Here is a 26,407-nt window from a genome sequence, read left to right as displayed (position 1 = left end):
CGAACACACTTTTAAAATTAATGCGGTGGGCGGCCCCGCCACTCACCCCGGTTTTTTGGGGCGCCCCGTGGGTGTTAAGTCGGCTTTTTCAACCCCAAAATTAACCCCCCCGCGACGAACCCTCAGTCCTCGCCGAGATAGGCCTTACGGACCGAGTCGTTCACCAACAGATCGCTGCCGGAGCCCGACAGCACGATCTTCCCGACCTCGAGCACGTAGCCGAAGTCGGCCCGCTTCAACGCGGCCTGGGCGTTCTGCTCGACCAGCAGGATCGTCGTACCCTGCCGCTGCAGCTCGGTCACCGTCGACATGATCCGCTTCATCATGATCGGCGACAGACCCATCGACGGCTCGTCCAGCATCAGCAGCTTCGGCCGGCTCATCATCGCCCGGCCCATCGCCAGCATCTGCTGCTCACCGCCGGAGAACGTACCGGCCGGCTGCTTGCGCCGCTCCCCCAGGATCGGGAACAGCTCGTACGCCGACTCCAGGTCGGTCCGTACGCCGGTCGGGTCCCGGCGCGAGAACGCGCCGAGCATCAGGTTCTCCTCGACCGACAGCCGCGGGAAGATCCGCCGGCCCTCGGGCGAGTGGGCCAGACCCCGGGTGACGATGTCGTGCGCCGCCACGTGGTCGATCCGCTCGCCCTGGAACCAGATCTCGCCGCCGGTCGGCCGGAGCAGACCGGAGATCGTCTTCAGCGTGGTGGTCTTGCCGGCGCCGTTGGTGCCGATCAGCGACACCACCTGCCCCTGCTCCACGCTGAAGCTGATCTTCTTCACCGCAAGGATCTTGCCGTAGGCAACTTCCAGGTCCTTGACCTCGAGCATGGCGGTCATGAGGTCTCCTCTCCCGTTGCCTCGTCCTCGTCGTCCTCGCCGGTGCCGATGTAGGCCTCGATCACCCGCGGGTCGGACTGCACCTCGTCCGGGCTGCCCTCGATCAGGGCCTCCCCCTGGACCAGACACAGCACCCGGTCGCACAGGTTGAAGATGAACCGCATGTCGTGCTCGATCACCACGACCGACAGCCCGGAGTCCCGGATCTTGAAGATCAGGTCCATCGCCTGCCGGGTCTCCTGCGGGTTCATACCGGCCGTCGGCTCGTCCAGCAGGATGAGCTTCGGGTCGGTGGCCAGCGCCCGCGCGATCTCCAGCCGGCGCTGGTCGCCGTACGGCATGTTCCGGGCCAGGTGCTCGGTCGAGCGGCCGAGACCGACGAAGTCGAGCAGCTCCTGCGCCCGGGCCCGGGTCGCCTCCTCCTCGCGCCGGAACTTCGGCCCTCGCAGGACCGACGTGAGCGCGCCCGCGCTGGTCCGGCAGTACCGCCCGACCATCACGTTCTCCAGCGCGGTCATGTTCGCGAACAGCCGGATGTTCTGGAACGTCCGCGCCATCCCGGCCCGGACGACCGCCCGCGGCTTGGGTGGCAACGGCGACAGCGCGGCGAGCTCCTGGACCGGCACAGCCTCCAGATCGAGCTCCTCGCCCTTCTTGCGCTTCGGGGCCTTCGGCGCCTTCCGCGGTACACCGGCGAACCGGACCTGACCGCTGGTCGGCTTGTACAGACCGGTCAGGCAGTTGAAGAACGTCGTCTTGCCGGCCCCGTTCGGGCCGATCAGACCGACGATCTCACCCTCGCGAACGGTCAGGTTGACGTTGTTGACCGCCAGCAGACCACCGAACCGCATGGTCACGCCGGAGGCTTCCAAGACCGGCTCGCCGATCGGCCGGGAGGCCGCGGGCCGGGACTCGGTCACTGTCATTTCGCCTCCCCGACGGCCAGGCGTTCCTCTTCGATCTCGACGGCCAGCTCCTCGTCCTCTTCGTGGAACTCGAGCTGTCTCCGTCTGCTCGCGACCAGGCCCTCGGGCCGGAACCGCATCATCAGCACCAGCAGCAGGCCGAACATCAGCAGCCGGTACTCCGAGAAGAACCGCAGCTTCTCCGGCAGCAGCTTCAGGATCGTTGCTCCCAGCAACACACCGGCGATGGTGCCCATACCGCCGAGCACGATCGCGGCGAGCAGGAACGCCGACTCGATGAACTGGTACTGGTCCGGACTGACCGCGGCGTCCTGGTGCGCCTTGATGGTGCCGGCCAGACCGGCCAGGAACGCGCCGACCGCGAACGCGAGCAGCTTCAGCCCGAACACGTTCACGCCCATCGCCTCGGCGGCCTTCTCGTCCTCCCGGATCGCGACCCAGCCGCGGCCGATCCGGCTGTTGTTCAGCCGGGCGAAGACCAGGATGACGAAGCCGATCAGGATCAGCAGCAGGAAGTAGTAGTTCGAGAACCGGCCCAGCTCGATCCCGGCGATCGCGTGCTCGTCACCGAAGTTGAACCCGCCGATCTCCAGGTCGGGGATACCGGGGATACCGTTCGGTCCGTTGGTCAGGTTCGGGCCGTTGTTGCCGTCCAGGTTGCCCATCGAGAACCGGAAGATCTCACCGAAGCCGAGCGTCACGATGGCCAGGTAGTCACCCGAGACCCGCAGCGTCGGCGTACCGATGATGAGACCCAGCGTCGCGGACACCGCCGCACCAACCAGCATCACGACCAGGAACGGCGGCTTCCACCCGACAGTGGCGAACGCCGAGTTCGACAGCACCGCTGCCGTGTAGGAGCCGGCCCCGAGGAACGCGATGTACCCGAGGTCGAGCAGGCCGGCCAGACCGACCACGATGTTCAGGCCCATCGCGGTGGCGCCGAAGATCAGCACCTGGTTCGCGATCGACATGTTCGCGTCCGACCCGTTCTGCGTGAACGGGAACAGGAACGCGACCACGAACGCGGCCAGCGTGAGCACCTTGCGGTGCCGCTGCCCGACGTGACCGACGAACGTCATCGTGCCGGTCCGGAACAACGCCGTCGCGATCACGGCGATGAACACCAGACAGAGCACGAACGACCAGGCGTCCTGCAGACCGAGGGCGTACGCCGCGGCGAACAGCACCGCGGCCATCAGCACCGCGATCGTCAGGATCTCGAACCAGCCCGGCAGCCTCGCCTCGCTCATGTCCCGCAACTGCCGCAACGGCAGCATCCAGCCCGAGACCGCGATCGCCAAGGCACCTACGAGCGTGATGTACGCACCCGGGTTCACGTTGATCAGGCCGTCGGACTCGGTGCCGATCGCAACCAGGATCAGCACCATGTACAGCGTCAGACCGGCGCCGAGCGTCCGGATCCCGAGCGTGGCGTCCAGCCACGCGCCGAGCCTGGTCAGCGGGCCCTTCTCGGCCAGCAGCAGCACCAGCGCCAGGACGGCGGTGATGATCGCGAGGATCTGCAGCCCGCCCGGATAGAAGTTGATCGACAGGTCGTTCAGGATCGTCTTGTCGTAGCTCCACGACAGGAACGAGCCGACGATCACGAGCACGACGCCCGCGATCCCCAACGGCCACGCGATCGGGCTGACCGGTTTCGCCGGCGGCGCTTCCGTTGCCTCCGGCACCGGAGTTTTCACATCCGTCATGCCCGGTCCACCACCCTCGCGCCGAGCAGGCCCTGCGGCCTGAAGACCAGAACCAGAATCAGGATGACGAAGGCCCAGACGTCCTTCCAGGTGCTTCCGCCGAACTGACCCGGGATGTACTGCGTGGCCATCGCCTCGACCACACCGAGCACCAGACCGCCGACGACAGCGCCGTACACGTTGCCGATACCACCGAGCACGGCCGCGGTGAACGCCTTCAGACCGGCCAGGAAGCCCATCCGGAAGTCGATGTTGTTGTTCTGCAGACCCTGCGAGACACCCGCGATCGCCGCGAGCACCGCACCGAGTGCGAACGCGACCACGATGATCCGGTCGACGTTGATACCCATCAGTCGGGCGGTGTCCGGGTCCTGCGACACGGCCTGCATACCGCGGCCGAGCCGGGTCCGGTTGATGAAGAACCACAGCAGTACGGCGCAGACCACGAGCGCGGCGACGGTGAAGATCGCGGACCGCTGGATGGTCACGCCGCCGACCTGCAGCGCCGTACCGGTCACCACGTCGAGCTGCGGGAACGGGATGCGCTGCTTCGCGCTCGGCCACTCGACCTTGTTGATCAGTTCCTTGAAGATGACCCAGCCGATCTCCGCGGTCAGCGCGGACGCGACGGCCGTGGCAGCCACGGCCTGCACGTTGATCTCGACCCGCGCACCCTTCTTCGCGAGCCGGCCGGCCAGCACGCCGACCGCCGTACCGACGATGGCACCGCCGACGACGGCCACCACGATGTACAGCGCGGACACGTCGCCGTTGTACAGCCGGACGACGCCCCACAGCACGACGGCGCCGACCGCGGCGCCGAGCAACGGGGCCCGGTCGTTCCATTTGGACACCGGGTGGTTGAGGTTGACCTTGGCCTGCCGCGCACCGACGACGTAGCCGATGGCGATCGCCAGGCCGGCGAACACCGCGACGGTCCAGCCCGGCTGCTCGTAGAAGAGCCGGATGAACTCCTGCAGGAACACCGAGATACCGATCGCGGTGATCAGCGGTGCCAGCCGTGGCGCGTTCCGCAGGGGACGGTACGCGACACGTTCCATCAGCACCGCGGTGCCGACCGACGCGATCATCGCGCCGATGATCATCACCGGCAGGATCCAGACGCTGGTATGACCGTTGAAGAACAGCAAGTACGTGGTCAGCGCGCCGAACGCGCCGATCATGAAGACCTCGCCGTGGGCGAAGTTGATGAGCTGCACGATGCCGTAGACCACGGTGTAACCCACCGCGATCAGGGCGTAGAGCGAGCCCAAGGTCAGCCCGTTGACGAGCTGCTGGAGGAACTGGTCCACGTCGACCTCCCATCTGCCTCAGTTATGACACGCCACGGGGGTGGGAGGATCGCTCCCACCCCCGAGACATGAGGTCGACTTCGCTTACTTGTCTTCGAACGCCTTGGTCTCGACGGTGGCCCACTTGCCACCGGCAACCTTGTAGACGGTCAGCACCTTCGACGTGGTGTCACCGTACTGGTCGAAGGAGACCTTGCCGGTCACGCCGTCGAACGAAACCTTGCTCATGGCATCGACCGTCGCCTGACGCGCGGACTCGACGTCCTTGGCGTCCTTCAGCGAGGTCTTCAGCGCCGCGATGATCGCGTTGGCCGCGTCGAAGGAGTAACCGCCGTACGCCGCGTACGGCTCCTTGTAGCCCTGCGCGTTGTAGTCGGAGACGAACTTCTTCGCCGACTCCAGCGAGTCCACCGGCGCGCCGACCGAGGTGGCCAGGTCGTTGTCGGAGGTCTTGCCGGCCAGGGTGATGTACTTCGGGTCGAAGATGCCGTCGCCGCCCATCAGCGGGACGTTCAGACCGGCAGCCTTCATCTGCTGCGAGAGCGGACCGGCCTGCGGGTACTCACCACCGTAGTAGACCGCCTGCGGAGCGGACGGCTTGATCGCGGAGATCACGGCCTGGTAGTTCGAGTCGTCCGGGTTGATGGTCTGGGCCGCAACGACCTGACCGCCGAGCTTCTTGAACTCCTCGGTGAAGGTGCCGACCAGACCCTGGCCGTACGCCTTCTTGTCGTGGATGGTGGCGACCTTGGTGATCTTCGCCGTCTCGTACAGGTACCGGGCCGCGAACGGACCCTGGACCGCGTCGGTGGTGCAGGTGCGGAAGTACGTCTTGTACGGCCGCTGCGGCGCGGTCTGCCAGTTGGCGCCCTGGGTCAGGCCGGGACCGGTGTTGGCCGGCGAGACCTGGACGATGTTCTTCGGCGCGAGCACCGGCTGGACCTGCTGGCTGACGCTGGTGTTCAGCGTGCCGACCACGCCGATCACGTCCGCGTCGCCGGCCAGGGCGGTGGCGGCGTTCTTACCGGGGTCCGGCTTCGCCTCGTCGTCCTTCGGCACGACCTCGAGCTTCCAGCCCGGGATCGCGTTGGAATCGTTGGCCTGCTTCACGGCCAGCTCGACGGAGTGCTGGATACCCAGACCCAGGGCCGACAAGTCTCCGGACAGCGGCGCGATGACACCGATCTTGGCAGTCTTCGTCGAACCTCCGGAGCTCCCCCCGGAGTCGTTGCCACTGCGTGAGCCGCAGGCAGTCAGAGCCAACGACGCAACGATCAGCGACGCGCCGACCCTTACTACGGAACGCTGGTGCACTGTTCCTCCCATGTCTGGATAGTCCGGCAAATCCCCGGACTCTCGCGTTTGCCGCGAGCATCCGCAGGTTAGACCTCGGGTGGCTCTTCAGGCGATGTGACAGAGCGTGTGTTGTGAGGTCGTTACAGCGGTAAGCAGCATGGGGAGTAGTGGTTACTGTACGCGCGCTCAGCCCGATGAGCGGAGAGTGATTCAGTCGCTACTGCCAGCCTCGTCAACGACCAACTGCGCGACCTGCCGCATCGAAACTCTTTTGTCCATTGCGGTTTTCTGGATCCACCGGAACGAGTCCGGTTCGGACAACCCGAACTTGGTCTGCAGGATCGACTTGGCCCGGTCGACCAGCTTGCGCGTCTCCAGCCGCTCGGCCAGGTCCGCGACCTCCCGCTCGAGCTCGGCGAGCTCGACGTACCGCGACGCGGCGATCTCGATCGCGGGCAGCAGATCGGCCTTGGAGAACGGTTTCACCAGGTACGCCATCGCGCCGGCGTCCCGCGCCCGCTCGACCAACTCCCGCTGCGAGAATGCGGTCAGCATCAGCACCGGGGCGATCCGCTCCCCCGCGATCTTCTCCGCCGCACTCAACCCGTCTAGCTTGGGCATCTTCACATCGAGAATCACCAGATCCGGCCGCTGCTCCTCAGCCAGCCGGATCGCCTCTTCCCCGTCCCCCGCCTGCCCGACGACGTCATACCCCTCTTCCGCGAGCATCTCAGCCAGATCCATCCGAATCAGAGCCTCGTCCTCAGCGATCACCACACGCTTAGCAGTCACGCCCACACCTTAGCGACCTCACCCCTTGGCCCCCACGAACCCGTCCAACACAGCAACCGCCTCTTTCCGACTGACCGCGATCACGTTCCGCCTCGGCTGCCGCCAAGCGATCCCGAGCAGATCCAACGCGTCAGTGAGAATCTTCCGAATGTCCTCCGACTCGTTCGAGAACATGTACCGCACGTAGCAGTACCGCTTCCCCGTCGCCGGCTTACTGGCCCAGTTCACAAACCGACACCCATCCGAGTGAAACAACCCCCGCAAGAGCCGTTCGGGGTACTTGGCAACAATCTCCCGCTGCCAGTCAGCCAACTCGATCTTCCGCAGATGCTTCAGCCCAGGGCCGTGCTGCGGGAAGAGACACGTCCAATGCTTCCAACGCGCCTCGATCCGGATCGCATTACCGTTCCGCAGACAAGGGCTCGCGGTAGGTTTCACCAGTCGCATCGTCGCGGCGATCTCCTGGTTGAGGATCGGGTACTTCGGATCGTTCGAGATCGACAAGACGTAGACACCTCGCCTGGCCTTCGCGATGTGGCCGTCGCCCAGGTACCAACCGAGCAACAGCGCGTACGCCGACTCGTCCAGCTCGGCTCCGTCACACCTGGGACAAGGCGTCCCCGGATACGGGGTCCCCCGCGGCAGGCCTTGACGCTGATACAGCCGCCGCCAACGCCGGATCGTCTTGACAGCAACACCGTGGATCTCGGCGTTCGTCTTGTCACTAACGCCGTTGTCCGACATCCGCAACGCGGAGTCCACCGTCTCCTGCGACCTGAAGTGAGCCATGCGACATACTCGCGTCGCCCACCGACAGTTTCGGGCCGTCGTGCCGATGCGCGAGCACCGGCGGCGATGCGCTAACATCTTTCAGGCCACGCCCTGGTATTCCAATTGGCAGAGAATGCGGATTCAAAACCCGTACAGTGTGGGTTCGAGTCCCACCCAGGGCACCGTCGACCGCTATCTGTCGGTCGTGTCTGCGAGTCTCCCGTCATGTACGACGAGCAGATGCGCGCGTTCGCTCGCGATGCCATGGCTCGCGGCGAGAGTCTCAACTCGATCAGCAAGCGTCTCGGAATGAGTCGCGCTACCCTCCGTGATTGGCGGGATCGAAGGGGTCGTCCGCGGTACCCGAATGACTGCCCACGGTGCGCGGACGGGAAGCTCGATGCTGCGTCGTACGCCCATTTGCTCGGGTTGTATCTCGGTGACGGCTGCCTGTCGAAGCATCGGCGCGAGGTCTACGCGCTGCGGATCGCGTGCGACGACGCCTACCCCCGACTGATCGACGAGGCGGCGGACGCCGTTCTCGCCGTACATCCAAGCCGCCCAGTGCATCGCGTCCAAGCCGTCGGCTACACGTCTGTCGTCGCCTACTGGAAACACTGGCCGTGCATGTTCCCTCAGCACGGGCCGGGGCCTAAGCATCATCGGAGGATCGAACTTGAGGGCTGGCAGCAGGAGATCGTTGCCGAATACCCCGAACTCTTCCTCCGCGGTCTCTTCAACTCCGACGGCTGCCGAGTAGCCAACTGGACAACCCGCACCGTCGCCGGCCACCTCAAGCGCTACGAATACCCCCGCTACATGTTCTCCAACGAATCCACCGACATCATGCACCTCTGCCAATGGTCCCTGGACCTACTCAACATCCCCTGGCGCATGCCCCGCCCCAACGCCCGCTCCGTAGCCCGCCGAGAAGCAGTCACCCAACTAGACACCTTCATCGGCCCCAAGTCATAGCCCACCACCAGTCCCGGCCCCAGTCCTCTGCTTCCCCTCCTCGAACCCCGCGACCCGCCGGCTACCCACCCAGCCCAGCCACATCTCAGAACTCTGTTCTTTGTTTGTTTTGGGGTGCAAGTAGTTGAGGCGGGCAGTCGGTTGACTGGCCGCCTCAGCTGCTTCTGTGAATGGTTGTTCGGTTACGGGTTTTGGCTGCGGTAGGCCGGGGCTATGCCTTCGATGGCGTCGCCCATGCGGTGGACTCGGAGGGCGTTGGTGGAGCCGGGGATGCTGGGTGGGGAGCCGGCGACGATTACTACCAGGTCGCCCTTTTGGAGTTTGCCCAGCTCGAGGAGGCGTTGGTCTACCTGGCGGACCATTTCGTCGGTGTGTTCGACGGTCGGGACGATGTACGTCTCGATGCCCCACACCACGCTCAGCCAGGAGCTGACCGACGGGACCGGGGTGAACGCAAGCAGCGGTACCTCGGTGCGATATCGCGCCAGCCGCAGCGCCGTGTCGCCCGACTGCGTGAACGCGATCAGGTACTTCGCGTCCAGCCGCTCAGCAACATCCGCGGCGGCCCGGGCGATCACGCCGCCCTTCGTCTTCGGTTCCCACTCGATCGCCTGGACGCGGCTGAGGCCGTGTTCCTCGGTGGACTCCACGATCCGCGCCATCGTCTTGACGGTCTCGATCGGGAACCGGCCGACGCTGGTCTCGCCGGACAGCATGACCGCGTCCGCACCGTCGAGTACGGCGTTCGCGACGTCGGAGGCCTCCGCCCGCGTCGGGCGCGGTGCGGAGATCATCGACTCGAGCATCTGGGTGGCGACGATGACCGGCTTCGCGTTCAGCCGGGCCTGGTCGATGATCAGCTTCTGGACCAGCGGGACCTCCTCGAGCGGGAGCTCCACACCGAGGTCACCACGCGCGACCATGAACCCGTCGAAGGCCTCGATGATCTCGTCCAGGTTGGCGACCGCCTGCGGCTTCTCGATCTTGGCGACGACCGGGAGCCGCAGCCCCTCCTCGTCCATGATCTTGTGCACCAGCTGGATGTCGGCCGCGTCCCGCACGAACGACAGCGCGATCATGTCGGCCGGCAGGTGCAGGGCCCAGCGCAGGTCCTCCACGTCCTTCTCGGACATCGCCGGCACGCTGACCGCGACACCCGGCAGGTTGATGCCCTTGTGGTTCGACACCGGCCCGCCGACGGTGACCCGGCAGACCACGTCGGTCTCGGTGACCTCCTCGGCCACCAGCGCGATCCGACCGTCGTCGATCAGCAACTGGTCGCCGGGTCTCACGTCACCCGGCAGGCCTTCGTACGTCGTCCCGCAGATGGTCTGATCGCCCGGCACCTCCCGGGTGGTGATCGTGAAGCGCTCGCCGTAGGTCAGCGTTGCCTTCCCCTCGGCGAACTCGGCCAGCCGGATCTTAGGACCCTGCAGGTCGACCAGGATGCCGACGTTGCTACCGGTCTCCGCGGCTGCGGTGCGGATCCGCTGGTAGATGCGCTCATGCTCGGCATGGGCGCCGTGGCTCAGGTTGAGCCTTGCGACGTCCATACCTGCTTGGACGAGTTCCAGGATGCGCTCCGGGGCGGCCGTAGCCGGGCCGAGCGTACAAACGATCTTTGCGCGACGCACGTCACAAAACCCTACTCCTGCAAACCACTGCCCCCGCTGGTCCACCCCCGTTACTGGACAGTTAACAGCTGATGGCAATCAGCCGCATCGCCTGAATCGTCAAGAACTCAAGGGGGTGTAGGCCCCTACGGTCACATCGCCACTGGGTTGCGCGGTGACCGTCTGCAGGCCGACCGGCTGCCCCTTCTGGTACGTGATGAGGGTGACCTCACCCGGCTTCCGCAGCGTGTAGCCCAGGGCGAACGCGTACGCCGCTCCCCCGGTCGTCCCGTTCGTGTACGTCGTGACCGCGCGCCCGTCGATCACCCGCGTCGTCGGGCCGACCTGGCGGTGCAGATGACCGGACAGCAGCAGCGTCGCGCACCCGCGCTCGGCGGTGGCGGCGTACGACGACGGGTCGTGCACCACCATCGTCGAGATCCGCTTGTCCTCCGGCTGGTCGCAGGCGACGTCCGCGAGCCGGTTCGACTGGTGCTCGATCGTCTCGTCCCCCGGCATGTCCGCGCTGCCCAGGCCGGTCTTGGTCGGGTCGCTGTCGCCGAGGAACCGGATCCCCTCGACCTCGACCGGCTTGCTGTCGAGTACGGTGAACCCGCTCTTGCGCATGAATTCCTCGACGTGCCCGCCGGCGTCGTGGTTGCCGGCCACCGCAACTACCTTGAAGTCCTTGAAGTGCTGCCGGAGCGAGTTGATGCTGAACGCTTCCCAGCTCTGCCCCGACGAGGTGTCGTCACCGGCGTCGATCAGCAGCTTGGCGCCGCCGGCCTTCGCCACCTCGGACGCGAACCCGTCGATGCCGATGTTGTCGTGCCGGTCCGACACCAGCAGCGCGACCTTCTCCTCCTTGTTCGGCTGGTGGATCTCCGGCGCGACGTCGGCGACCCGGTCCTTGAGCTGCCCGTACAGCTCGGTCGACTTCCGGTACGTCTCGACCAGCGTCCGGATCACCCCGACACCGCCCGTGGTGGAGAACCCGGACGCGACCTCGACCTTCTTCAGCCGGTCGTCGAACGACATCTCCGGCAGCAGCTTGAACAGCGGCTGCCACTGCGTCGGCGGTACCTCGGCCGGCCGCATCCGCCCCGGCCCGTAGATCGAGGCGATCGTGATCAGCATCGCGACCAGTACGACGATGGCGCGGTGCTCGAACCGGCGTTCGTGCCGGTGGACCAGGTGCCACAGTTCGCGCCGGCGACGTACGCCGAGGGCCGTCCACAGCGTCGCGACCACGACGACCACGAGCAGGCCCGTACCGGCTCCGGCGACTGCGTTGTCGACGGCCATCTGCTGGATGACCTGCTTGATCTGCCCGATTTCACCGTCGGGCTGGGACGCGATCAGGGTGTCGCGGGTGAGCAGCTCGGTGAGGTTGTCGGCGTCGGTCTCCTGTACGTCGATGTTGACGCCGATGCTGCCCGGAGTGTCGGCCGGGATCCGCAACCGCGGGAGTACGGCGCCGAGGTCGAGCGTCGCGTACCCGTCGAAGGTGGGCGACACCGTCGCCGCGTGTGCGCCGATCGTCACCCGCTCGGAGTCGTTCACGAATCCGAGCAGGCCGACCACGGCCGTGGTCAGGACGAAGAGCAGACTGAGCCCGGCCCACGGTGCGATCGCACGGAGCCGGGCCTTCGTCACCAGCCGGGTAGCCACGCTTCCAACCTATCGAGCCGATCCAGTTCGGGCACCCACCTCGCGTTTCGTGTTGGCGGGTGCCCGAAATGCGATCAAACCGCCAGCGGCCGGGCGGTCGGCGGGATCGGGGTGGGAAGCGTGGACGAGCCGGTGAGGTGGGTGTCCACGCCGTTGGCGCAGGACCGCCCCTCGGCGATCGCCCAGACGATCAGCGACTGACCCCGACCGGCGTCACCGCAGGCGAAGACGCCCTCGACCGAGGTCTGGTAGTCCTTGTCCCGCTTGACGTTGCCGCGCTCGTCGAGCTCGACGCCGAGCTGCTCGAGGAAACCCTCGCGCTCCGGGCCGACGAAGCCCATCGCCAGCAGCACGAGCTGCGCCGGGATCGTCCGCTCGCTGCCCTCGACCGGGTTGAACTTGCCGTCGGCAAACTTCACCTCGACCAGGTTCAGTCCGGAGACGTTGCCGTCGGCATCGGCCTCGAAGTTCACCGTCGAGACGGCGTACACCCGGTCGCCGCCCTCCTCGTGCGCGGAGGCGACCCGGTAGATCATCGGGTACGTCGGCCACGGCTGGTGCCCCGGACGGTCGTCGCCCGGCCGCGGCATGATCTCCAGCTGGGTCACCGTCCGGGCGCCCTGCCGGTGCGCCGTACCGAGGCAGTCGGCACCGGTGTCGCCGCCGCCGATGATCACCACGTCCTTGCCGGTCGCAACGATCTGGTCGTCGACGGTCTGCCCGAGCGCGACCCGGTTGGCCTGCGGCAGGTACTCCATCGCCTGGTGGATGCCGCCGTACTCGCGGCCCGGTACGGGCAGGTCGCGGGCCGCGGTGGCCCCGGTGGCGATGACGACAGCGTCGTACCGCTGCTTGAGCTGGGTGCCGGTCACGTCCACGCCGACGTTCACGCCGGAGCGGAAGACCGTGCCCTCCTCCTTCATCTGCTGGATCCGGCGGTCGACCTGCAGCTTCTCCATCTTGAACTCGGGAATGCCGTACCGCAGCAGGCCGCCCGGGGTGTCGGCGCGCTCGTAGACCGCGACCGTGTGGCCCGCGCGGGTCAGCTGCTGTGCGGCGGCCAGGCCGGACGGACCGGACCCGACGACCGCGATCGTCTTGCCGGTCAGCCACTCCGGCGGCTGGGGCCGGACGTCGCCGGTCTCCCAGGCCTTGTCGATGATCGCGACCTCGACATTCTTGATCGTCACCGGGTCCTGATTGATACCGAGCACACAGGAGGTCTCGCACGGCGCCGGGCACAGCCGCCCGGTGAACTCCGGGAAGTTGTTGGTGGCATGCAACCGCTCGATCGCCGAAGACCAGTCGTCCCGCCAGACCAGGTCGTTCCACTCCGGGATCAGGTTGCCCAGCGGGCAGCCGTTGTGGCAGAACGGGATACCGCAGTCCATACAGCGGCCGGCCTGCTTGGTGATGATCGGCAGCAGCGCCTTGCCCGGTCCACCGGGGTAGACCTCTTTCCAGTCCTGCTTGCGTTCCTCCACCGGCCGCCGGTCGGCGACCTCGCGCGGGGTGGTCAGGAATCCCTTGGGATCAGCCATCAGATGGCCTCCATCATCGCTCGCGTGGTGGCATCCTCGTCCAGCCCGTCACGCTCGGCGGCCGCCTTGGCCGCCAGCACCCGGGCATAGTCGCGGGGCATCACCGTGGTGAACCTGGCAGCCGCCGCGGGCCAGTCGGCGAGCAGCTTGGCCGCCCGTTCCGATCCGGTCTCCTCGAAGTGCCTGCGGACCAGGTCGTGCAGCAGTTCGGACTCGTCGGTGCTGACCGGGTGCAGATCCACCAGCTCCGGGTTCACCAGCGCGTGGTCCAGGTCGATCACGTGGGCCACGCCGCCCGACATGCCGGCCGCGAAGTTCCGGCCGACCGCACCCAGTACGACGACGCGGCCGCCGGTCATGTACTCGCAGGCGTGGTCGCCGACCGACTCGACGATCGCGGTCGCGCCGGAGTTCCGGACGCAGAACCGCTGGCCGACGCCGCCGCTGATGAACAGCTCGCCCGACGTCGCGCCGTACGCGATCACGTTGCCGGCGATGATCTGGTCGGCCGCGTCGAACCGCGCGCGGCGGTCCGGCCGGATGACCACGCGACCGCCGGACAGGCCCTTGCCGACGTAGTCGTTGGCGTCACCCTCGAGTCGCAGGGTGACCCCACTCGGCACGAAGGCGGCGAACGAGTTGCCGGCCGACCCGGTGAAGGTCAGGTCGATCGTCCCGTCGGCCAGGCCGGCCGCGCGGTACCGCTTGGTGATCTCGTGGCCGAGCATCGTGCCGACGGTGCGGTTGACGTTGCGGATCGCGAGCTGCGCGCGCACCGGTTCGCCGTTCTCCAGCGCCGGCCGGCAGATCTCGATCAGCTCGTTGTCGAGCGCCTTGTCCAGGCCGTGGTTCTGCCCGACGACCTGGTGCCGCGACGCGCCTTCCGGCAGCGACGGCACGTGCAGAATCGGCGCCAGGTCGAGACCGTCGGCCTTCCAGTGGTCGACCGCGCGCTGGACGTCCAGCACCTCGGCGTGACCGATCGCCTCGTCGAGGGTCCGGAATCCCAGCTCTGCAAGGTATTCCCGGACCTCCTCGGCGATGAACTCGAAGAAGTTCACGACGAACTCGGGCTTGCCGGAGAACCGCTCCCGCAGTACAGGGTTCTGCGTGGCGACGCCGACCGGGCAGGTGTCGAGGTGGCAGACCCGCATCATGATGCAGCCCGACACCACCAGCGGAGCGGTCGCGAAACCGAACTCCTCCGCACCCAGCAGCGCCGCGATGATGACGTCCCGTCCGGTCTTCAGCTGGCCGTCGGTCTGTACGACGATGCGGTCGCGCAAACCGTTCAGCAGCAGGGTTTGCTGCGTCTCGGCGAGACCCAGCTCCCACGGACCACCGGCGTGCTTCAGCGACGTCAGCGGCGCCGCGCCCGTACCGCCGTCGTGACCGGAGATCAGTACGACGTCCGCGTGCGCCTTGGAGACACCCGCGGCGATCGTGCCGACTCCGACCTCGGACACCAGCTTCACGTGGATCCGTGCCGCCGGGTTCGCGTTCTTCAGGTCGTGGATCAGCTGGGCCAGATCCTCGATCGAGTAGATGTCGTGGTGCGGCGGCGGCGAGATCAGGCCGACACCCGGCGTCGAGTGCCGGGTGCTCGCCACCCAGGGGTACACCTTCGGGCCGGGCAGCTGCCCGCCCTCGCCGGGCTTCGCGCCCTGCGCCATCTTGATCTGGATGTCGTCGGAGTTCGTCAGGTACTCCGCGGTGACGCCGAACCGTCCCGAGGCGACCTGCTTGATCGAGCTCCGCCGGGTCGGGTCGTACAGCCGGTCGGCGTCCTCGCCGCCCTCACCGGTGTTCGACTTGCCGCCGAGCCGGTTCATCGCGATCGCCAGTGTCTGGTGCGCCTCGGCGCTGATCGAGCCGTAGCTCATCGCGCCGGTGGAGAACCGCTTGACGATCTCGCTGACCGGCTCGACCTCGTCGATCGAGATCGGTTCGCGGTCGCTGCCGAACCCGAAGAGGCCGCGCAGCGTCATCAGCCGCTCGGACTGCTCGTTCACCCGGGACGTGTACTGCTTGAAGATGTCGTAGCGACCGGTCCGCGTGCTGTGCTGCAGCCGGAAGACCGTGTCCGGGTCGAACAGGTGCGGCTCACCTTCACGCCGCCACTGGTACTCGCCGCCGATCTCCAGCTTGCGGTGCGCGGGCAGGATCCCGTCCGCCGGGTAGGCGCGCAGGTGCCGGCGGCGTACCTCCTCGGCGATCGTGTCCAGGCCGACGCCGCCGATCCTCGACGACGTACCGGTGAAGTAGATGTCGACCAGGAACGGGGACAGCCCGTTCGCCTCGAAGATCTGGGCGCCGGTGTACGACGCGACCGTCGAGACACCCATCTTCGACATGACCTTGAGCACGCCCTTGCCGAGCGACTTCACCACGTTGCGGACAGCCTGCTCGGGCTCGATCCCCGGCAGGTAGGTGCCGCGCCGGCAGAGGTCCTCGACGGACTCCAGCGCCAGGTACGGGTTGATCGCGGCCGCGCCGTACCCCATCAGGAGCGCGACGTGGTGGACCTCGCGGACGTCACCGGCCTCGACGACGAGACCGACCTGGGTACGGGTCTTCTCCCTCACCAGGTGGTGATGAACCGCGGCCGTCAGCAGCAGCGACGGGATCGGCGCGCTGTCGGCGTTCGAGTGCCGGTCGGACAGCACCAGGATGCGGGCGCCGTCCCTGATCGCGGCACTCGCCTCGGCGCACACCTCGTCGAGCCGGGCCTTGAGCGCGGCGCCGCCCTCCTCGACGTCGTACACACCGCGGAGGACCGTGGTGGCCAGGCCGGGCATGTCGCCGTCGAGGTTGATGTGGCGGAGCTTGGCCAGCTCGTCGTTGGTGATCACCGGGAACGGGATCACCACCTGCCGGCAGGACGCCGGGCTCGGGCTGAGCAGGTTCGCCTCCGGGCCGAGGGACGAGGACAGCGAGGTGACGAGCTCCTCGCGGATCGCGTCCAGCGGCGGGTTCGTGACCTGGGCGAACAGCTGTGCGAAGTAGTCGAACAGCAGCCGCGGCCGATCGCTCAGCACCGCGATCGGCGTGTCGGTGCCCATCGAGCCGATCGGCTCGGCGCCGGACTTCGCCATCGGGGTGAGGATGACGCGCAGCTCCTCCTCGGTGTACCCGAAGACCTGCTGGCGCCGGGTCACCGACGCGTGGCTGTGTACGACGTGCTCCCGCTCGTGGAGGTCCTCGAACCGGATCAGGCCGCCGTGCAGCCATTCGTCGTACGGATGCTCGGTGGCGAGCGCGTTCTTCACCTCGGCGTCGGTGATGATCCGGTGCGCGTCGACGTCGACCAGGAAGATCCGGCCCGGCTCGAGCCGGCCCTTCTCGGTCACGGTGGCCGGGTCGATGTCGAGGACGCCGGCCTCGGACGCGAGGACGACGAGGCCGTCCTCGGTCACCCAGTAGCGCGAGGGACGTAGGCCGTTGCGGTCGAGGACCGCGCCGACCTTGGTGCCGTCGGAGAAGACCACCGACGCCGGGCCGTCCCACGGCTCCATCAGCGTCGAGTGGAACTCGTAGAACGCACGCCGCTTCGGATCCATCGTGGTGGCGTTCTCCCACGCCTCCGGGATCATCATCAGCATCGCGTGCGGCAGCGAGCGGCCGCCGAGGTGCAGGAGCTCGAGGACCTCGTCGAAGGAGGCCGAGTCCGAGGCTCCCGGCGTACAGATCGGGTAGAGCTGCTCGAGGTCGCCGGGGATCAGGTCGCTGGCGAGCAGGGCCTCGCGGGCGCGCATCCAGTTGCGGTTGCCCTGGACGGTGTTGATCTCACCGTTGTGGGCGATGTACCGGTACGGGTGGGCCAGCGGCCAGGACGGGAACGTGTTCGTCGAGAACCTGCTGTGGACGATGCCGATCGCCGAGGCGAGATCGGGGTCCGTCAGCTCGGGGAAGAACTTGTCCAGCTGGTCGGTGGTGAGCATCCCCTTGTAGGTGATGGTCCGGCCGGACAGCGACGGGAAGTAGGTCTCCGTCTCCTTCTCGGCCCGCTTCCGCAGCCGGAACGCCATCCGCTCGAGCGCCAGGCCGAGCACGCGGCCGGTCTTCGCGGTGACGAACAGCTGCTTGAAGGTCGGCATCACCGAGCGTGCGGTCGCGCCGAGCAGGTCGGGCGTGGTCGGGATGTCCCGCCAGCCGACGACACTCAACTGCTCCTCGGCGGCCAGCTCCTCGATCCGATTGATCGCCTTGGCGGCGTCGTCGGGATCGGCGGGCAGGAACGCGATACCGGTCGCGTAGCTGTGCGTCGCCGGCAGCTCGAACTCGCACACCTTGCGGTAGAAGGCGTCCGGGACCTGCAGCAGGATGCCGGCGCCGTCGCCGGAGTCCGGTTCGGCGCCGGACGCGCCGCGGTGCTCGAGATTGCGCAGGGCGGTCAAGGCCTTGGCCACGATGTCGTGGCTCGGTTCACCGGTCAGGGTCGCGACGAAGGCAACACCACAAGCGTCGTGCTCGTGCTGCCCGTCGTAAAGACCCTCGCTCGGGAATGGGGGGCGACCATACATTCAGGGGCTCCCGTCGTCCTACGGTCAAACAACTGGCCGCGGGACAACATTGGCCCAAGCCGGGTGTCCCGAGACTACCTCATGACGCCCACCAGCTGGACTTCCAGTCCACCGTGAAACGCCTTGATGACCCACAGTAAGCAAGCGCTCACTACTAGCCTCCCATCTTCCCAGCCCACCGCCCCCACAACCACCCAAACCACCCGAAATTCACCTACTGAGACCACCCGCGGTGGAGTGGGCTGGAGAGAGGCTGGCTGGGGCTCTGGGGCGGTTCGTGGGCGGTTCGGTGGTCGAGCCTGCCTGGGGTGCTCGGGACGTACTGCGAGACCGCCTGAGGACCGTGGAGCTGCGGGGTGGATGGGATGCGCTGACTCGGGCCGGGCTGAGTTCACCGGCGATCGAGGAGCTGTGGGTACGGCGGGAGGCCGCGCTGGCGGTGCTGGACCGGCTGCCGCGGGTGCCGACGCATGGCGATGCCCATCCGGTGAACCTGCTTGGCCGGGACGGCGAGGACGTTGTCGCCATCGACTGGGAGCAGTTCGGGCTGGGGCCGGCTGGATTCGACCTCGGGTATTTGGCGCTGGCTGTCGACACCCCGCTGGACGCCTTGGTTGCTGCGCACGGTGGCGACGTACGGCGTGGGGCGGTGCTGGTGGCGGCGTATACCGGGGTGTCGCGGGCGGCTTGGGCGCTTGCGCGGCCGGGCGCCGGGGGTCAGGTCGGGCGGTTGGGGAGGTTGGCGGGGATTGTGGATGAGGCGGTCTGCCAGGCGGTGTGGAAGGACTTGTAGGTGGGGTAGCGGGTGGTGGTGGCTTCGGTGAGTACGGCGTGGAGTGGGTCGGGTGAGTCGGTGAGGAGGAGTTGGGCGGTGCGGGCCATCACGTAAGCGGTGGTTCGGGTGTCGATGGGGGCTCCGAGGGCGTGCTCCTCGGGGGCCATGTAGCGGCTGGAGCCGAACATGCGGCCCATCGTGTTGACGAACGGGCCGCGGTGGTAGCTGTCGAGGTCTATGACCGTCAGGCGCTTCGCCGGGAAGTCGTAGAGCATCGAGGAGTGGTAGAAGTCGCCCTCGACCCAGCCTGCGGCGTCCAGGGCGGCGTGGAGGTCGTAGAGCGTGTTGAGCGCGGTGAGGATCTCCTCGGTGGGGAGCGCCTTGAAGCGTTCGAGGGCGGGGCCTAGGAGGTCGCCGTCGCGCCAGTCGTAGACGAGCACCGGCCCGACTGGGGATTCGATGACCGCGTGCAGCGTCGGCAGGGCGGAGTGGTCGACAGAGTGCGCGAGCTCGGCGGCGTTTCGGATCAGCGCGACGCGGTCCTCGAAGCCGAGGAACGCTTGGGTGTCGGCGGGGTCGCCGGCGGTCTTCACGAAGTACCTGGCCTCGGCGGTCTGGACGCCGTACGAGATGTTGCCGGAGTCCTGGGCGCCGAAGCGGGTGAAGACGGTGCCGAGTTGTTCGAGATAGGCGGGGGGTGGGACGTCGATCTCGTGTGGAAACACCCGGGCGACGCTAGTGCAGCCGCGGTTGCTGCGCGATCGATTTGGCCCGGCTGGTGGGTACTGTGCCGAGCGTGGCTGAGGTGGGGATCCGACTGTTCGGGCCGCTGGCGGTCACGGTCGGCGGCGAACCGGTGGAGCTGAAGGGCGACCGGCTGCGGACGCTGCTCGCCGTACTCGCGATGTCGGCGGGTGAGTGCGTCGCGGTGGACACGCTGGCCGATCGGGTCTGGGGTGACGAGCTCCCGGATCGGGTCAAGAGCAGTCTGCACACGCTGATCGCGCGACTCCGTCAGGCGCTGGGGGCGGACTCTGTGCAGACGCGTCCTGGTGGGTATGTGTTCGCGGTGTCGGCGGACCAGGTCGACGTGCTGCGGTTCAAGCGGGCGGTTGGGCCGGCTGAGGCGCTCCAGGAGTGGACCGGCGAGCCGTTCTGCGGCACGAGGTCGGACTGGCTCACGACGACGGTCCTGCCGCAGCTGGTCGAACTGCGGCTGTCGGCCGTCGAACGCCTCGCCGATCTCGAGCCATCCGAGGACCTGCTCGTACAGCTGCAGGAGCTGACCGCGGAGTACCCACTGCGCGAGTCACTCTGGATCCGGCTGCTCCGAATGCTGGCCGCCGCCGGCCGCTCCGCCGAGGCCCTCGGCCGTTACGACGTGATCCGCGCCCGGCTCGCCGACGAACTCGGCGTAGGACCAGGCGCCGAACTGCAACAACTCCACGCCGACCTCCTCGCAGCGGACGCCGACCTGCACCGCCACCGCGCCCCGAACGCCGACCGGCACCGCGCCCGGGATGCAGACCGCCACCGCGCCTTGGACGCCGACCGCCACCACGCCTTGGACGCCGACCTGCACCCGCACCACGCCGCCCACGCCGCCCACGGCGACCACGGCGACCACGGCGACCGGTGCGACCGGTGCGACCGGTGCGACCGGTGCGACCGGCGCGACCAGCGCGACCAGCGCGACCAGCGCGACCAGCGCGATGACCGGGCCGACCTGCGGCTCCCTCACCCGGTCGAGCTGGACGCCCCGAGATCGCTCCCCGCCGATCTGCCCAGCTTCACCGGCCGCGCCGCTGAGCTGGCCGTTCTGGCCGCGTTGCCGGGCGGTGTGATGGTTGCGGTGGTGGACGGGATGGCGGGGGTTGGGAAGACGGCGTTGGTGGTCCGGGCGGCGCATCAGCTGGCGCCGTCGTACCCGGACGGGCAGGTGTTCGTCGATCTGCACGGGCACACCGACGGAGTGAGGCCGGCGGAAGCCGGGGAGGTGGTGGCGCGGCTGCTGGAGGTCTTCGGCGTACCGGCCGACCGCGTGCCTCGCGAACTCGACGACCGAGCCGGACTGCTGCGCACCCTCCTCGCCGACCGCCGCGTCCTGCTGGTCCTCGACAACGCCGTCGACGAGGCACAGGTCCGCCCGCTCCTCCCCGGTACGCCGGGTTCGGGCGTGCTGATCACCAGCCGGCACCGCCTGGCCGACCTCGACACCACCGCGGCCGTCTCCCTGCAGACACTGCCACCCGACGACGCCGTCCACCTCTTCACGACCGTCGCAGGCAGGAGCGGTACGTTGCCCGCCGTACTGACCGAGCTCGTCGAGCAGTGCGGACTCCTCCCCCTCGCGATCCGCATCTCGGCCGCCCGGCTGAGATCCCACCCGTCCTGGACCGCCGAGCAACTCCTGGAGCGACTCCGCAGCCACGAGCACCGCCTGACCGAGCTCGCCGCCGGACCGCGCAGTGTCGCGGCCGCGATCGACCTGTCGTACCGCGAGCTCGGCCCGGACCTCCGCCGCGCGTACCGCCGACTCGGCCTCCACCCCGGCGCCGACTTCGGGACCGACTCCGCCGCAGCTCTGCTCGATCTCGGCCACGCCGCGACAGCCCGCGCTCTGGAACAACTGCTGAACGTCCATCTCCTCCAAGAGCCAGCGTTCGGCCGCTACCAATTCCACGATCTCGTCCGCGACCACGCCCGTACCGTCGCCGCCGACGAGTCCCCCGCCGCACTCACCCGCCTGGTCGACTATTACTGCCAGGCCGCCACCGAAGCGACTGCCCGCCGCTACCCGAACCACACCGGCCTCCATCACCACCCCGACGCCGACCCGATCACCAGTACGCCGGACGACTGGCTCCAAACGGAACTCCCGAACCTCCTCCTGATCAGCGAACAGGCCGGCAACTGCACCCTGCACTTCTCGGCCAGCCTGTACCCGTACCTCCGCACCGTCGGCCGACTCACCACCCTGGAAGACCTGCACCACCGCGCGCTCGACGTCGCACGCGCCACGAACAACACCACCGGCGAGACAGACCTGCTACTCCGCCTCGGCGAATGCCACCGCGTCCAAGGGATCCACGCGCAGGCACTCGAGGAGTACGGCGAAGCGCTGAAGCTCGCCCGCACCAGCGCCTACCGGTCAGGTGAGATGCGCGCGCTGCACGGTCTCGGCCTCGTCCACGGGACCCAGGACCGCAACAGCCTCGCGCTCCGCGAACTGCACGAGTCGCTCGGCGTCGCGGAGTCCATGGACAACCAGTCCGGTCGCCTGGCCGCGCTGAACGGTCTCGGCTGGATGTGCGGCAAGCTCGGCGATCACGCCGCCAGTCTGGAGTTCACCGGCCGCGCACTGATCATCGCCCGCGCGATCGACCACCGCAGCGTCGGGAAACTGCTGACCAGCATCGCCCACGCCCACCTCCTCCAGGCGGACCCGCTGCGGGCGATCGAGTTCTACCAGCAGGGCCTGGAGCACGCACGGGACAACGGCAACCTGCACAACCAGCTCCGCTCGCTGGACGGGCTGGCCGAATCACACCGGCAGCTTGGTGCGTACTCCGACGCGTTCGCCTGCCGTGAGCAGGCGATGGACCTTGCCCGCGACCTGGGCTCACCCAACTGGGAGTTCGAGGCGCACCAGGGATTCGGCCGGCTGCACCTGACCGTTGGACGGCCCAACGAAGCTCTCGACTCCCACCGCCGCGCGCTGGAGCTGGCGACGCAGCTCTACCAGCCCGTGGACCAGGCGCGGGCCTACGACGGGCTCGCGTATGCGCTCGCAGCGCTCGGCCGGTGCAAGGACGCCCGACAGCACTGGCAGCGCGCGCTGACGATCCTGGAGACGGTCGGCGTCGAGACCAGCGACGACCCCGAGACCAGCGTCGCAGTACTGCGCGGTCAACTGGAGCAATTCGCCGTACCGGCTGATTAGTCTGGGCGGCATGACTCTCGCCGACTTTCCCAGGTATCCGTTGTTGTTCGGGCCCAGCCCGGTGCATCCGCTCGAGCGGTTGTCGGCGTACCTGGGTGGGGCGAAGGTGTGGGCGAAGCGGGAGGACTGCAACTCCGGCCTTGCGTACGGCGGGAACAAGACGCGGAAGCTGGAGTACCTGATCCCGGACGCGCTCGCTCAAGGCGCGGATACGTTGGTCTCGATCGGCGGGTATCAGTCGAACCACACCCGGCAGGTCGCGGCGGTCGCCGCGAAGGTGGGGCTGAAGGCGGTGCTGGTCCAGGAGAACTGGGTCGACTGGCCGGATGCGCTCAACGACCGGGTCGGCAACATTCTGCTGAGCCGGATCATGGGGGCCGAGGTGCGGCTCGATCCGGCCGGGTTCGGGATCGGGTTCAAGGACAGCTGGAAGCAGGCGCTCGAGGACGTGCAGGCGCGCGGTGGTACGCCGTACGCGATCCCGGCCGGCGCGTCGGATCATCGGCTCGGCGGGCTCGGGTTCGCGCAGTGGGCGTACGAGGTGGAGCAGCAGGAGCGGGAGCTCGGGGTCTTCTTCGACACGATCGTCGTGTGTTCGGTGACCGGGTCGACGCATGCCGGGATGATCGCCGGGTTCGCCGGGCAGGACCGGCCGCGGCGGGTGATCGGGATCGACGCGAGCGCGAAGCTGCAGGAGACGCGTGATCAGGTCGAGCGGATCGCCCGGGCGACGGCCTCGTTGATCGGGTTGGGGCGCGAGCTGCGGGACGACGAGATCACGGTGCTGGAGGGCTGGGCGGGTGACGAGTACGGGATCCCGGTGCAGTCGACGCTGGACGCGATCCGGCTGACCGGGCAGCTCGAGGGCATGATCATCGACCCGGTCTACGAGGGGAAGTCGATGGCGGGCCTGATCGGCCTGATCCGCAACGGCGACATCCCGAAGGACTCGACCGTGCTCTACGCGCACCTGGGTGGGCAGCCTGCTCTCAACGCTTACAGCGGGCTGTTCACGCACTCGCAGTCGATCGCCTAGCGGCTACCAGCCGCCGGCGAAGAAGGATTCGAGGCCGGGTAGCGGGTGTGCGGCGGTGGTCGCGTTCGCGAACACGATGACGGCCAGTGTGAGCGCCAGCAGCGGGGTGAAGACGCCGTACGCCGCCAGCAGTCGCCGGGGGCGCCGCTCGGACCGGTCTGTCCTGGTGAACCCTCGCCAGAGCAGGACGGAGAGAAGCACGAGCACGAGGACCACGAGCGTGCCCTCGATGGCCATGACCGCGTGGAACTTGACGTAGTCGCTGCGGATCACGTCGAGGGCGGGTGAGTTCTGGCCGTCGGCGAGGTGCTGCCTCACCTGGGCGAGGGTGTCGGGCAGCGGGCCGGCTGAGGCGTTGGGCTTGCCGAACAGCATCGGGAGGAGGGAGCCGAACGGCGCGGCCATGCCGTGGATGTTGGCCATGACGGCGGCGAGCGAGACCACGGCCAGAGCGGTGGACAGGACGCCGCTCGCGGCGAGGGCCACTGCTCGGAGGCCGCCGGTGCGGAGGAAGGCTTGCCAGCTGAGTACGCCGAGGGCGATGAGGACCGCCAGCAATGCAGCAGCGAGGAGGGCTTTGGCTACGTGGTAGCGGAACCAGTAGTCGACGACGGGTTGGAGTTCGGCACCGAAGTCGGCGTTGCCGGTGTGCCAGTAGCTGACGAACGCGCTGCGGAAGGTGGCGATGAGGGTCGATTCACTGCCGAGGGCGGTGGTCGCCCGGGTGCTCGCCAGGGCGGCGGGGGCCAGTACGAAGGCGACGAGGAGTGCCGCGGTGGCGGTCGCGGCGGAGGTGAGCGCCTGCCATGGCCGGAGGAAGGTGGTCGACGTCATGGGGTCACGCTAGGCGGGCGTGTCCGGTGCGAACCATCACGCTGGATCGACTCTTGGGGTAGCGCCGGCGATACCTCTTGCGTCAGCCGATTCCGGGGCCGACGAGGGTGCCGACGAAGTACGTCAGGGCGGCTGCGGCGGCGCCGAGGAGCAGTTGGCGGAGACCGGAGTACCACCACGAGCGGCTGGTGACGCGGGAGACGACGGCGCCGCAGACGAACAGTGCCGTCAGGGAGAGGATGAGGGACGGTAGGACGTTGCCTGCGCCGAGCAGGTACGGCGCGAGCGGGATGAAGGCGCCGACTGCGAAGCAGATGAATGACGAAGCGGCTGCGATGACCGGGTTCGGGAGGTCGTCGGGGTCGATGCCGAGTTCTTCGCGGACGTGTTCCTCGAGGGCTTGGTCGGGGTTCGCGTGGAACTGCTTGGCGACCTTGCTCGCGAGGTCCGGGTCGAGGCCCTTCGCGCGGTACGTCTCGGCGAGCTCGATCTCCTCGTCGATCGGGTGCTTCTTGATCTCCTTGCGCTCGATCTCGATCTCGGCGTGGGCGAGCTCGCGCTGGGAGGCGACGGAGGTGTACTCCCCCGCCGCCATCGAGAACGCACCCGCGGCCAGACCGGCGAGGCCGGCCAGGATGATGAACTTCGAGCCGGAGCTGGTGCCGCCGTCCATGCCGGCGATCAGGGCGAAGTTCGACACCAGGCCGTCCATCGCCCCGAACACCGCGGGCCGCAGCCAGCCGCCGTTCACATCACGGTGCGTGTGGTCCCCGTGATGCTCAGCCGACACATCAGGCGTCTCAGTCACGAGCCCCATCAGACTCGGAACCGTTCTTAACTTCAACCTTCGGCGCTTCTGTCGAGCTTTCTGGTTCGCTCGCCTCGGGCGTTTCCTCGTCCGTTTCCGTCTCAGGAGCCTCGTCAGCAGCGTCCTCGGCGTCTGCCGGCTTTTCTGCGGGAGCTGGCTTGCCGGCGGCTGGGCCGGTGGAGATGTCTTCCTGACCGGGGTGGCGTTTGGCGCTGATGATGAAGGCGGCCACGGCCAGGACGAACAGGATGAGGGCGGTCCAGACGTTCAGGCGGAGGCCCAGGAAGTGGTTCACGGTGTCGATGCGCATGTTTTCGATCCAGGCGCGGCCGGCGGTGTAGCCGGCGACGTACAGGAAGAAGGCGCGGCCGTGGCCCAGTTTGTAGCGGCGGTCGACCAGGATGACGAGGGCTACGACGCCCAGGTTCCAGACCGCCTCGTAGAGGAACGTCGGGTGGAAGGTGGCGAAGTCGGCGTACCCGGCCGGACGGTGTTCCGGTGAGATCTCCAGGCCCCACGGCTTCGTGGTCGGGCGGCCGAAGAGTTCCTGGTTGAAGTAGTTGCCGAAGCGGCCGAACACCTGCGCCAGCGCGATCCCCGGCGCCATCGCGTCCGCGACCGCCAGGAACGGCACCTTCGCCCGCCGGCAGGCGATCCACGCACCCAGCGCGCCGAACCCGACCGCACCCCAGATACCGAGCCCGCCGTGCCAGATCTTCAGCGCGTCGATCGGGTGCCGGCCCTCGCCGAAGTACAGCTCGGCGTCGGTGATCACGTGATAGATCCGCGCCCCGACCAGCCCGAACGGGATCGCCCAGAACATGATGTCGGCGAGCACCGGCGCGGACCCGCCGCGCGCCACCCAGCGGCGGCGGCCGAGCCAGTAGCCGACGAAGATGCCGGCCAGGATGCACAGCGCGTACGCGCGGATCGGAAGGCCGAAGATGTGCCAGACACCCTGGCTCGGGCTGGGGATGAACGCCGGAACCATCACGGCGGGAATCAGACTAGACATGGCAAGGGGGAACGCTACTCGACC

Annotated in this window: 19 protein-coding genes, 1 tRNA gene and 1 pseudogene; 5 read left to right on the top strand and 16 right to left on the bottom strand. The window is 67.9% G+C overall.

What is annotated here, in order from left to right; translation table 11 throughout:
* Window positions 1-122 precede the first annotated feature (122 nt).
* From ACFWUU_RS40090 to ACFWUU_RS40055, 8 genes and pseudogenes are all read right to left on the bottom strand, one after another.
* Window positions 123-839, bottom strand: coding sequence for an ABC transporter ATP-binding protein (locus tag ACFWUU_RS40090; protein ID WP_137254711.1), 717 nt, complete (start codon window positions 837-839; stop codon window positions 123-125).
* Entirely contained in the window at window positions 836-1,765 is a 930-nt protein-coding gene (locus ACFWUU_RS40085; protein WP_380183881.1) for an ABC transporter ATP-binding protein, read from the bottom strand. Before ACFWUU_RS40085 ends, ACFWUU_RS40090 begins: the two co-directional genes overlap by 4 nt.
* Entirely contained in the window at window positions 1,762-3,477 is a 1,716-nt protein-coding gene (locus ACFWUU_RS40080) for a branched-chain amino acid ABC transporter permease (protein ID WP_137254709.1), read from the bottom strand. Before ACFWUU_RS40080 ends, ACFWUU_RS40085 begins: the two co-directional genes overlap by 4 nt.
* Window positions 3,474-4,331 carry a branched-chain amino acid ABC transporter permease gene (locus ACFWUU_RS40075; RefSeq protein ID WP_380090514.1) on the bottom strand — a complete coding sequence of 286 codons (858 nt, stop codon included), beginning with the start codon at window positions 4,329-4,331 and terminating at the stop codon, window positions 3,474-3,476. Before ACFWUU_RS40075 ends, ACFWUU_RS40080 begins: the two co-directional genes overlap by 4 nt.
* Before the next feature lie 105 nt (window positions 4,332-4,436).
* Window positions 4,437-4,790, bottom strand: a pseudogene (locus tag ACFWUU_RS40070) (branched-chain amino acid ABC transporter permease); the annotation flags it as partial.
* A gap of 84 nt (window positions 4,791-4,874) precedes the next feature.
* Complete coding sequence (locus tag ACFWUU_RS40065; RefSeq protein ID WP_233714727.1) at window positions 4,875-6,116, bottom strand: branched-chain amino acid ABC transporter substrate-binding protein; 1,242 nt, start codon at window positions 6,114-6,116, stop codon at window positions 4,875-4,877.
* Window positions 6,117-6,296: 180 nt separating this feature from the next.
* On the bottom strand, window positions 6,297-6,878 hold the full coding sequence (locus ACFWUU_RS40060; RefSeq protein WP_134098654.1) for an ANTAR domain-containing response regulator: 582 nt from the start codon (window positions 6,876-6,878) through the stop codon (window positions 6,297-6,299).
* A gap of 18 nt (window positions 6,879-6,896) precedes the next feature.
* A complete protein-coding gene (locus tag ACFWUU_RS40055; RefSeq protein ID WP_380183879.1) occupies window positions 6,897-7,667 on the bottom strand; it encodes a transcriptional regulator in 771 nt (256 codons plus the stop codon).
* Between the two features lie 90 nt (window positions 7,668-7,757).
* Here ACFWUU_RS40055 and ACFWUU_RS40050 point away from each other — a divergent pair.
* Both ACFWUU_RS40050 and ACFWUU_RS40045 read left to right on the top strand, forming a co-directional pair.
* A tRNA-Leu gene (locus tag ACFWUU_RS40050) sits at window positions 7,758-7,831 on the top strand.
* 43 nt (window positions 7,832-7,874) lie between these two features.
* Complete coding sequence (locus tag ACFWUU_RS40045; protein ID WP_380183877.1) at window positions 7,875-8,624, top strand: transcriptional regulator; 750 nt, start codon at window positions 7,875-7,877, stop codon at window positions 8,622-8,624.
* Window positions 8,625-8,806: 182 nt separating this feature from the next.
* Here ACFWUU_RS40045 and pyk read toward each other — a convergent pair whose 3' ends face one another.
* The 4 genes from pyk to gltB form a co-directional block, all read right to left on the bottom strand.
* On the bottom strand, window positions 8,807-10,258 hold the full coding sequence (pyk, locus tag ACFWUU_RS40040; protein WP_137254706.1) for a pyruvate kinase: 1,452 nt from the start codon (window positions 10,256-10,258) through the stop codon (window positions 8,807-8,809).
* 99 nt (window positions 10,259-10,357) lie between these two features.
* Window positions 10,358-11,908: a metallophosphoesterase gene (locus tag ACFWUU_RS40035; protein WP_380183875.1), complete on the bottom strand. Its 1,551-nt coding sequence runs from the start codon at window positions 11,906-11,908 to the stop codon at window positions 10,358-10,360.
* A 74-nt stretch (window positions 11,909-11,982) separates the two neighbouring features.
* Window positions 11,983-13,449 (bottom strand): glutamate synthase subunit beta, encoded by a 1,467-nt coding sequence (locus ACFWUU_RS40030; protein ID WP_380183873.1) that lies wholly within the window; start codon window positions 13,447-13,449, stop codon window positions 11,983-11,985.
* The gene (gene gltB, locus ACFWUU_RS40025) at window positions 13,449-17,972 is read right to left on the bottom strand and encodes a glutamate synthase large subunit (RefSeq protein ID WP_380183871.1); all 4,524 of its coding nucleotides are present in this window, start codon (window positions 17,970-17,972) and stop codon (window positions 13,449-13,451) included. Before gltB ends, ACFWUU_RS40030 begins: the two co-directional genes overlap by 1 nt.
* A gap of 232 nt (window positions 17,973-18,204) precedes the next feature.
* Here gltB and ACFWUU_RS40020 point away from each other — a divergent pair, with 232 nt between their 5' ends.
* Complete coding sequence (locus ACFWUU_RS40020; RefSeq protein ID WP_380183869.1) at window positions 18,205-18,765, top strand: phosphotransferase family protein; 561 nt, start codon at window positions 18,205-18,207, stop codon at window positions 18,763-18,765.
* Here the strand turns inward: ACFWUU_RS40020 and ACFWUU_RS40015 are convergent.
* Window positions 18,690-19,472 carry a hypothetical protein gene (locus ACFWUU_RS40015; protein WP_380183867.1) on the bottom strand — a complete coding sequence of 261 codons (783 nt, stop codon included), beginning with the start codon at window positions 19,470-19,472 and terminating at the stop codon, window positions 18,690-18,692. The genes ACFWUU_RS40020 and ACFWUU_RS40015 overlap by 76 nt on opposite strands.
* A 71-nt stretch (window positions 19,473-19,543) precedes the next feature.
* On the opposite strand from ACFWUU_RS40015, the gene ACFWUU_RS40010 reads away from it, so the two are divergent.
* Both ACFWUU_RS40010 and ACFWUU_RS40005 read left to right on the top strand, forming a co-directional pair.
* Entirely contained in the window at window positions 19,544-22,690 is a 3,147-nt protein-coding gene (locus ACFWUU_RS40010) for a tetratricopeptide repeat protein (RefSeq protein WP_380183865.1), read from the top strand.
* Window positions 22,691-22,700: 10 nt separating this feature from the next.
* Window positions 22,701-23,726, top strand: a complete 1,026-nt coding sequence (locus ACFWUU_RS40005; protein WP_380183863.1) for a 1-aminocyclopropane-1-carboxylate deaminase — start codon at window positions 22,701-22,703, stop codon at window positions 23,724-23,726.
* Window positions 23,727-23,729: 3 nt separating this feature from the next.
* On the opposite strand, the gene ACFWUU_RS40000 is transcribed toward ACFWUU_RS40005, so the two are convergent.
* From ACFWUU_RS40000 to lgt, 3 genes are all read right to left on the bottom strand, one after another.
* Entirely contained in the window at window positions 23,730-24,560 is an 831-nt protein-coding gene (locus ACFWUU_RS40000) for a hypothetical protein (RefSeq protein WP_380183861.1), read from the bottom strand.
* A gap of 82 nt (window positions 24,561-24,642) precedes the next feature.
* Window positions 24,643-25,368, bottom strand: a complete 726-nt coding sequence (locus tag ACFWUU_RS39995) for a VIT1/CCC1 transporter family protein (protein ID WP_380183859.1) — start codon at window positions 25,366-25,368, stop codon at window positions 24,643-24,645.
* The gene (lgt, locus tag ACFWUU_RS39990) at window positions 25,361-26,383 is read right to left on the bottom strand and encodes a prolipoprotein diacylglyceryl transferase (protein ID WP_380183857.1); all 1,023 of its coding nucleotides are present in this window, start codon (window positions 26,381-26,383) and stop codon (window positions 25,361-25,363) included. Before lgt ends, ACFWUU_RS39995 begins: the two co-directional genes overlap by 8 nt.
* Between the last annotated feature and the right edge of the window lie 24 nt (window positions 26,384-26,407).

This window comes from Kribbella sp. NPDC058693, assembly GCF_042715335.1.
GTDB lineage: Bacteria > Actinomycetota > Actinomycetes > Propionibacteriales > Kribbellaceae > Kribbella > Kribbella jiaozuonensis.
Note: the sequence above shows the minus strand (reverse complement) of the source record. Positions and strands in the feature narration are given on the sequence as shown.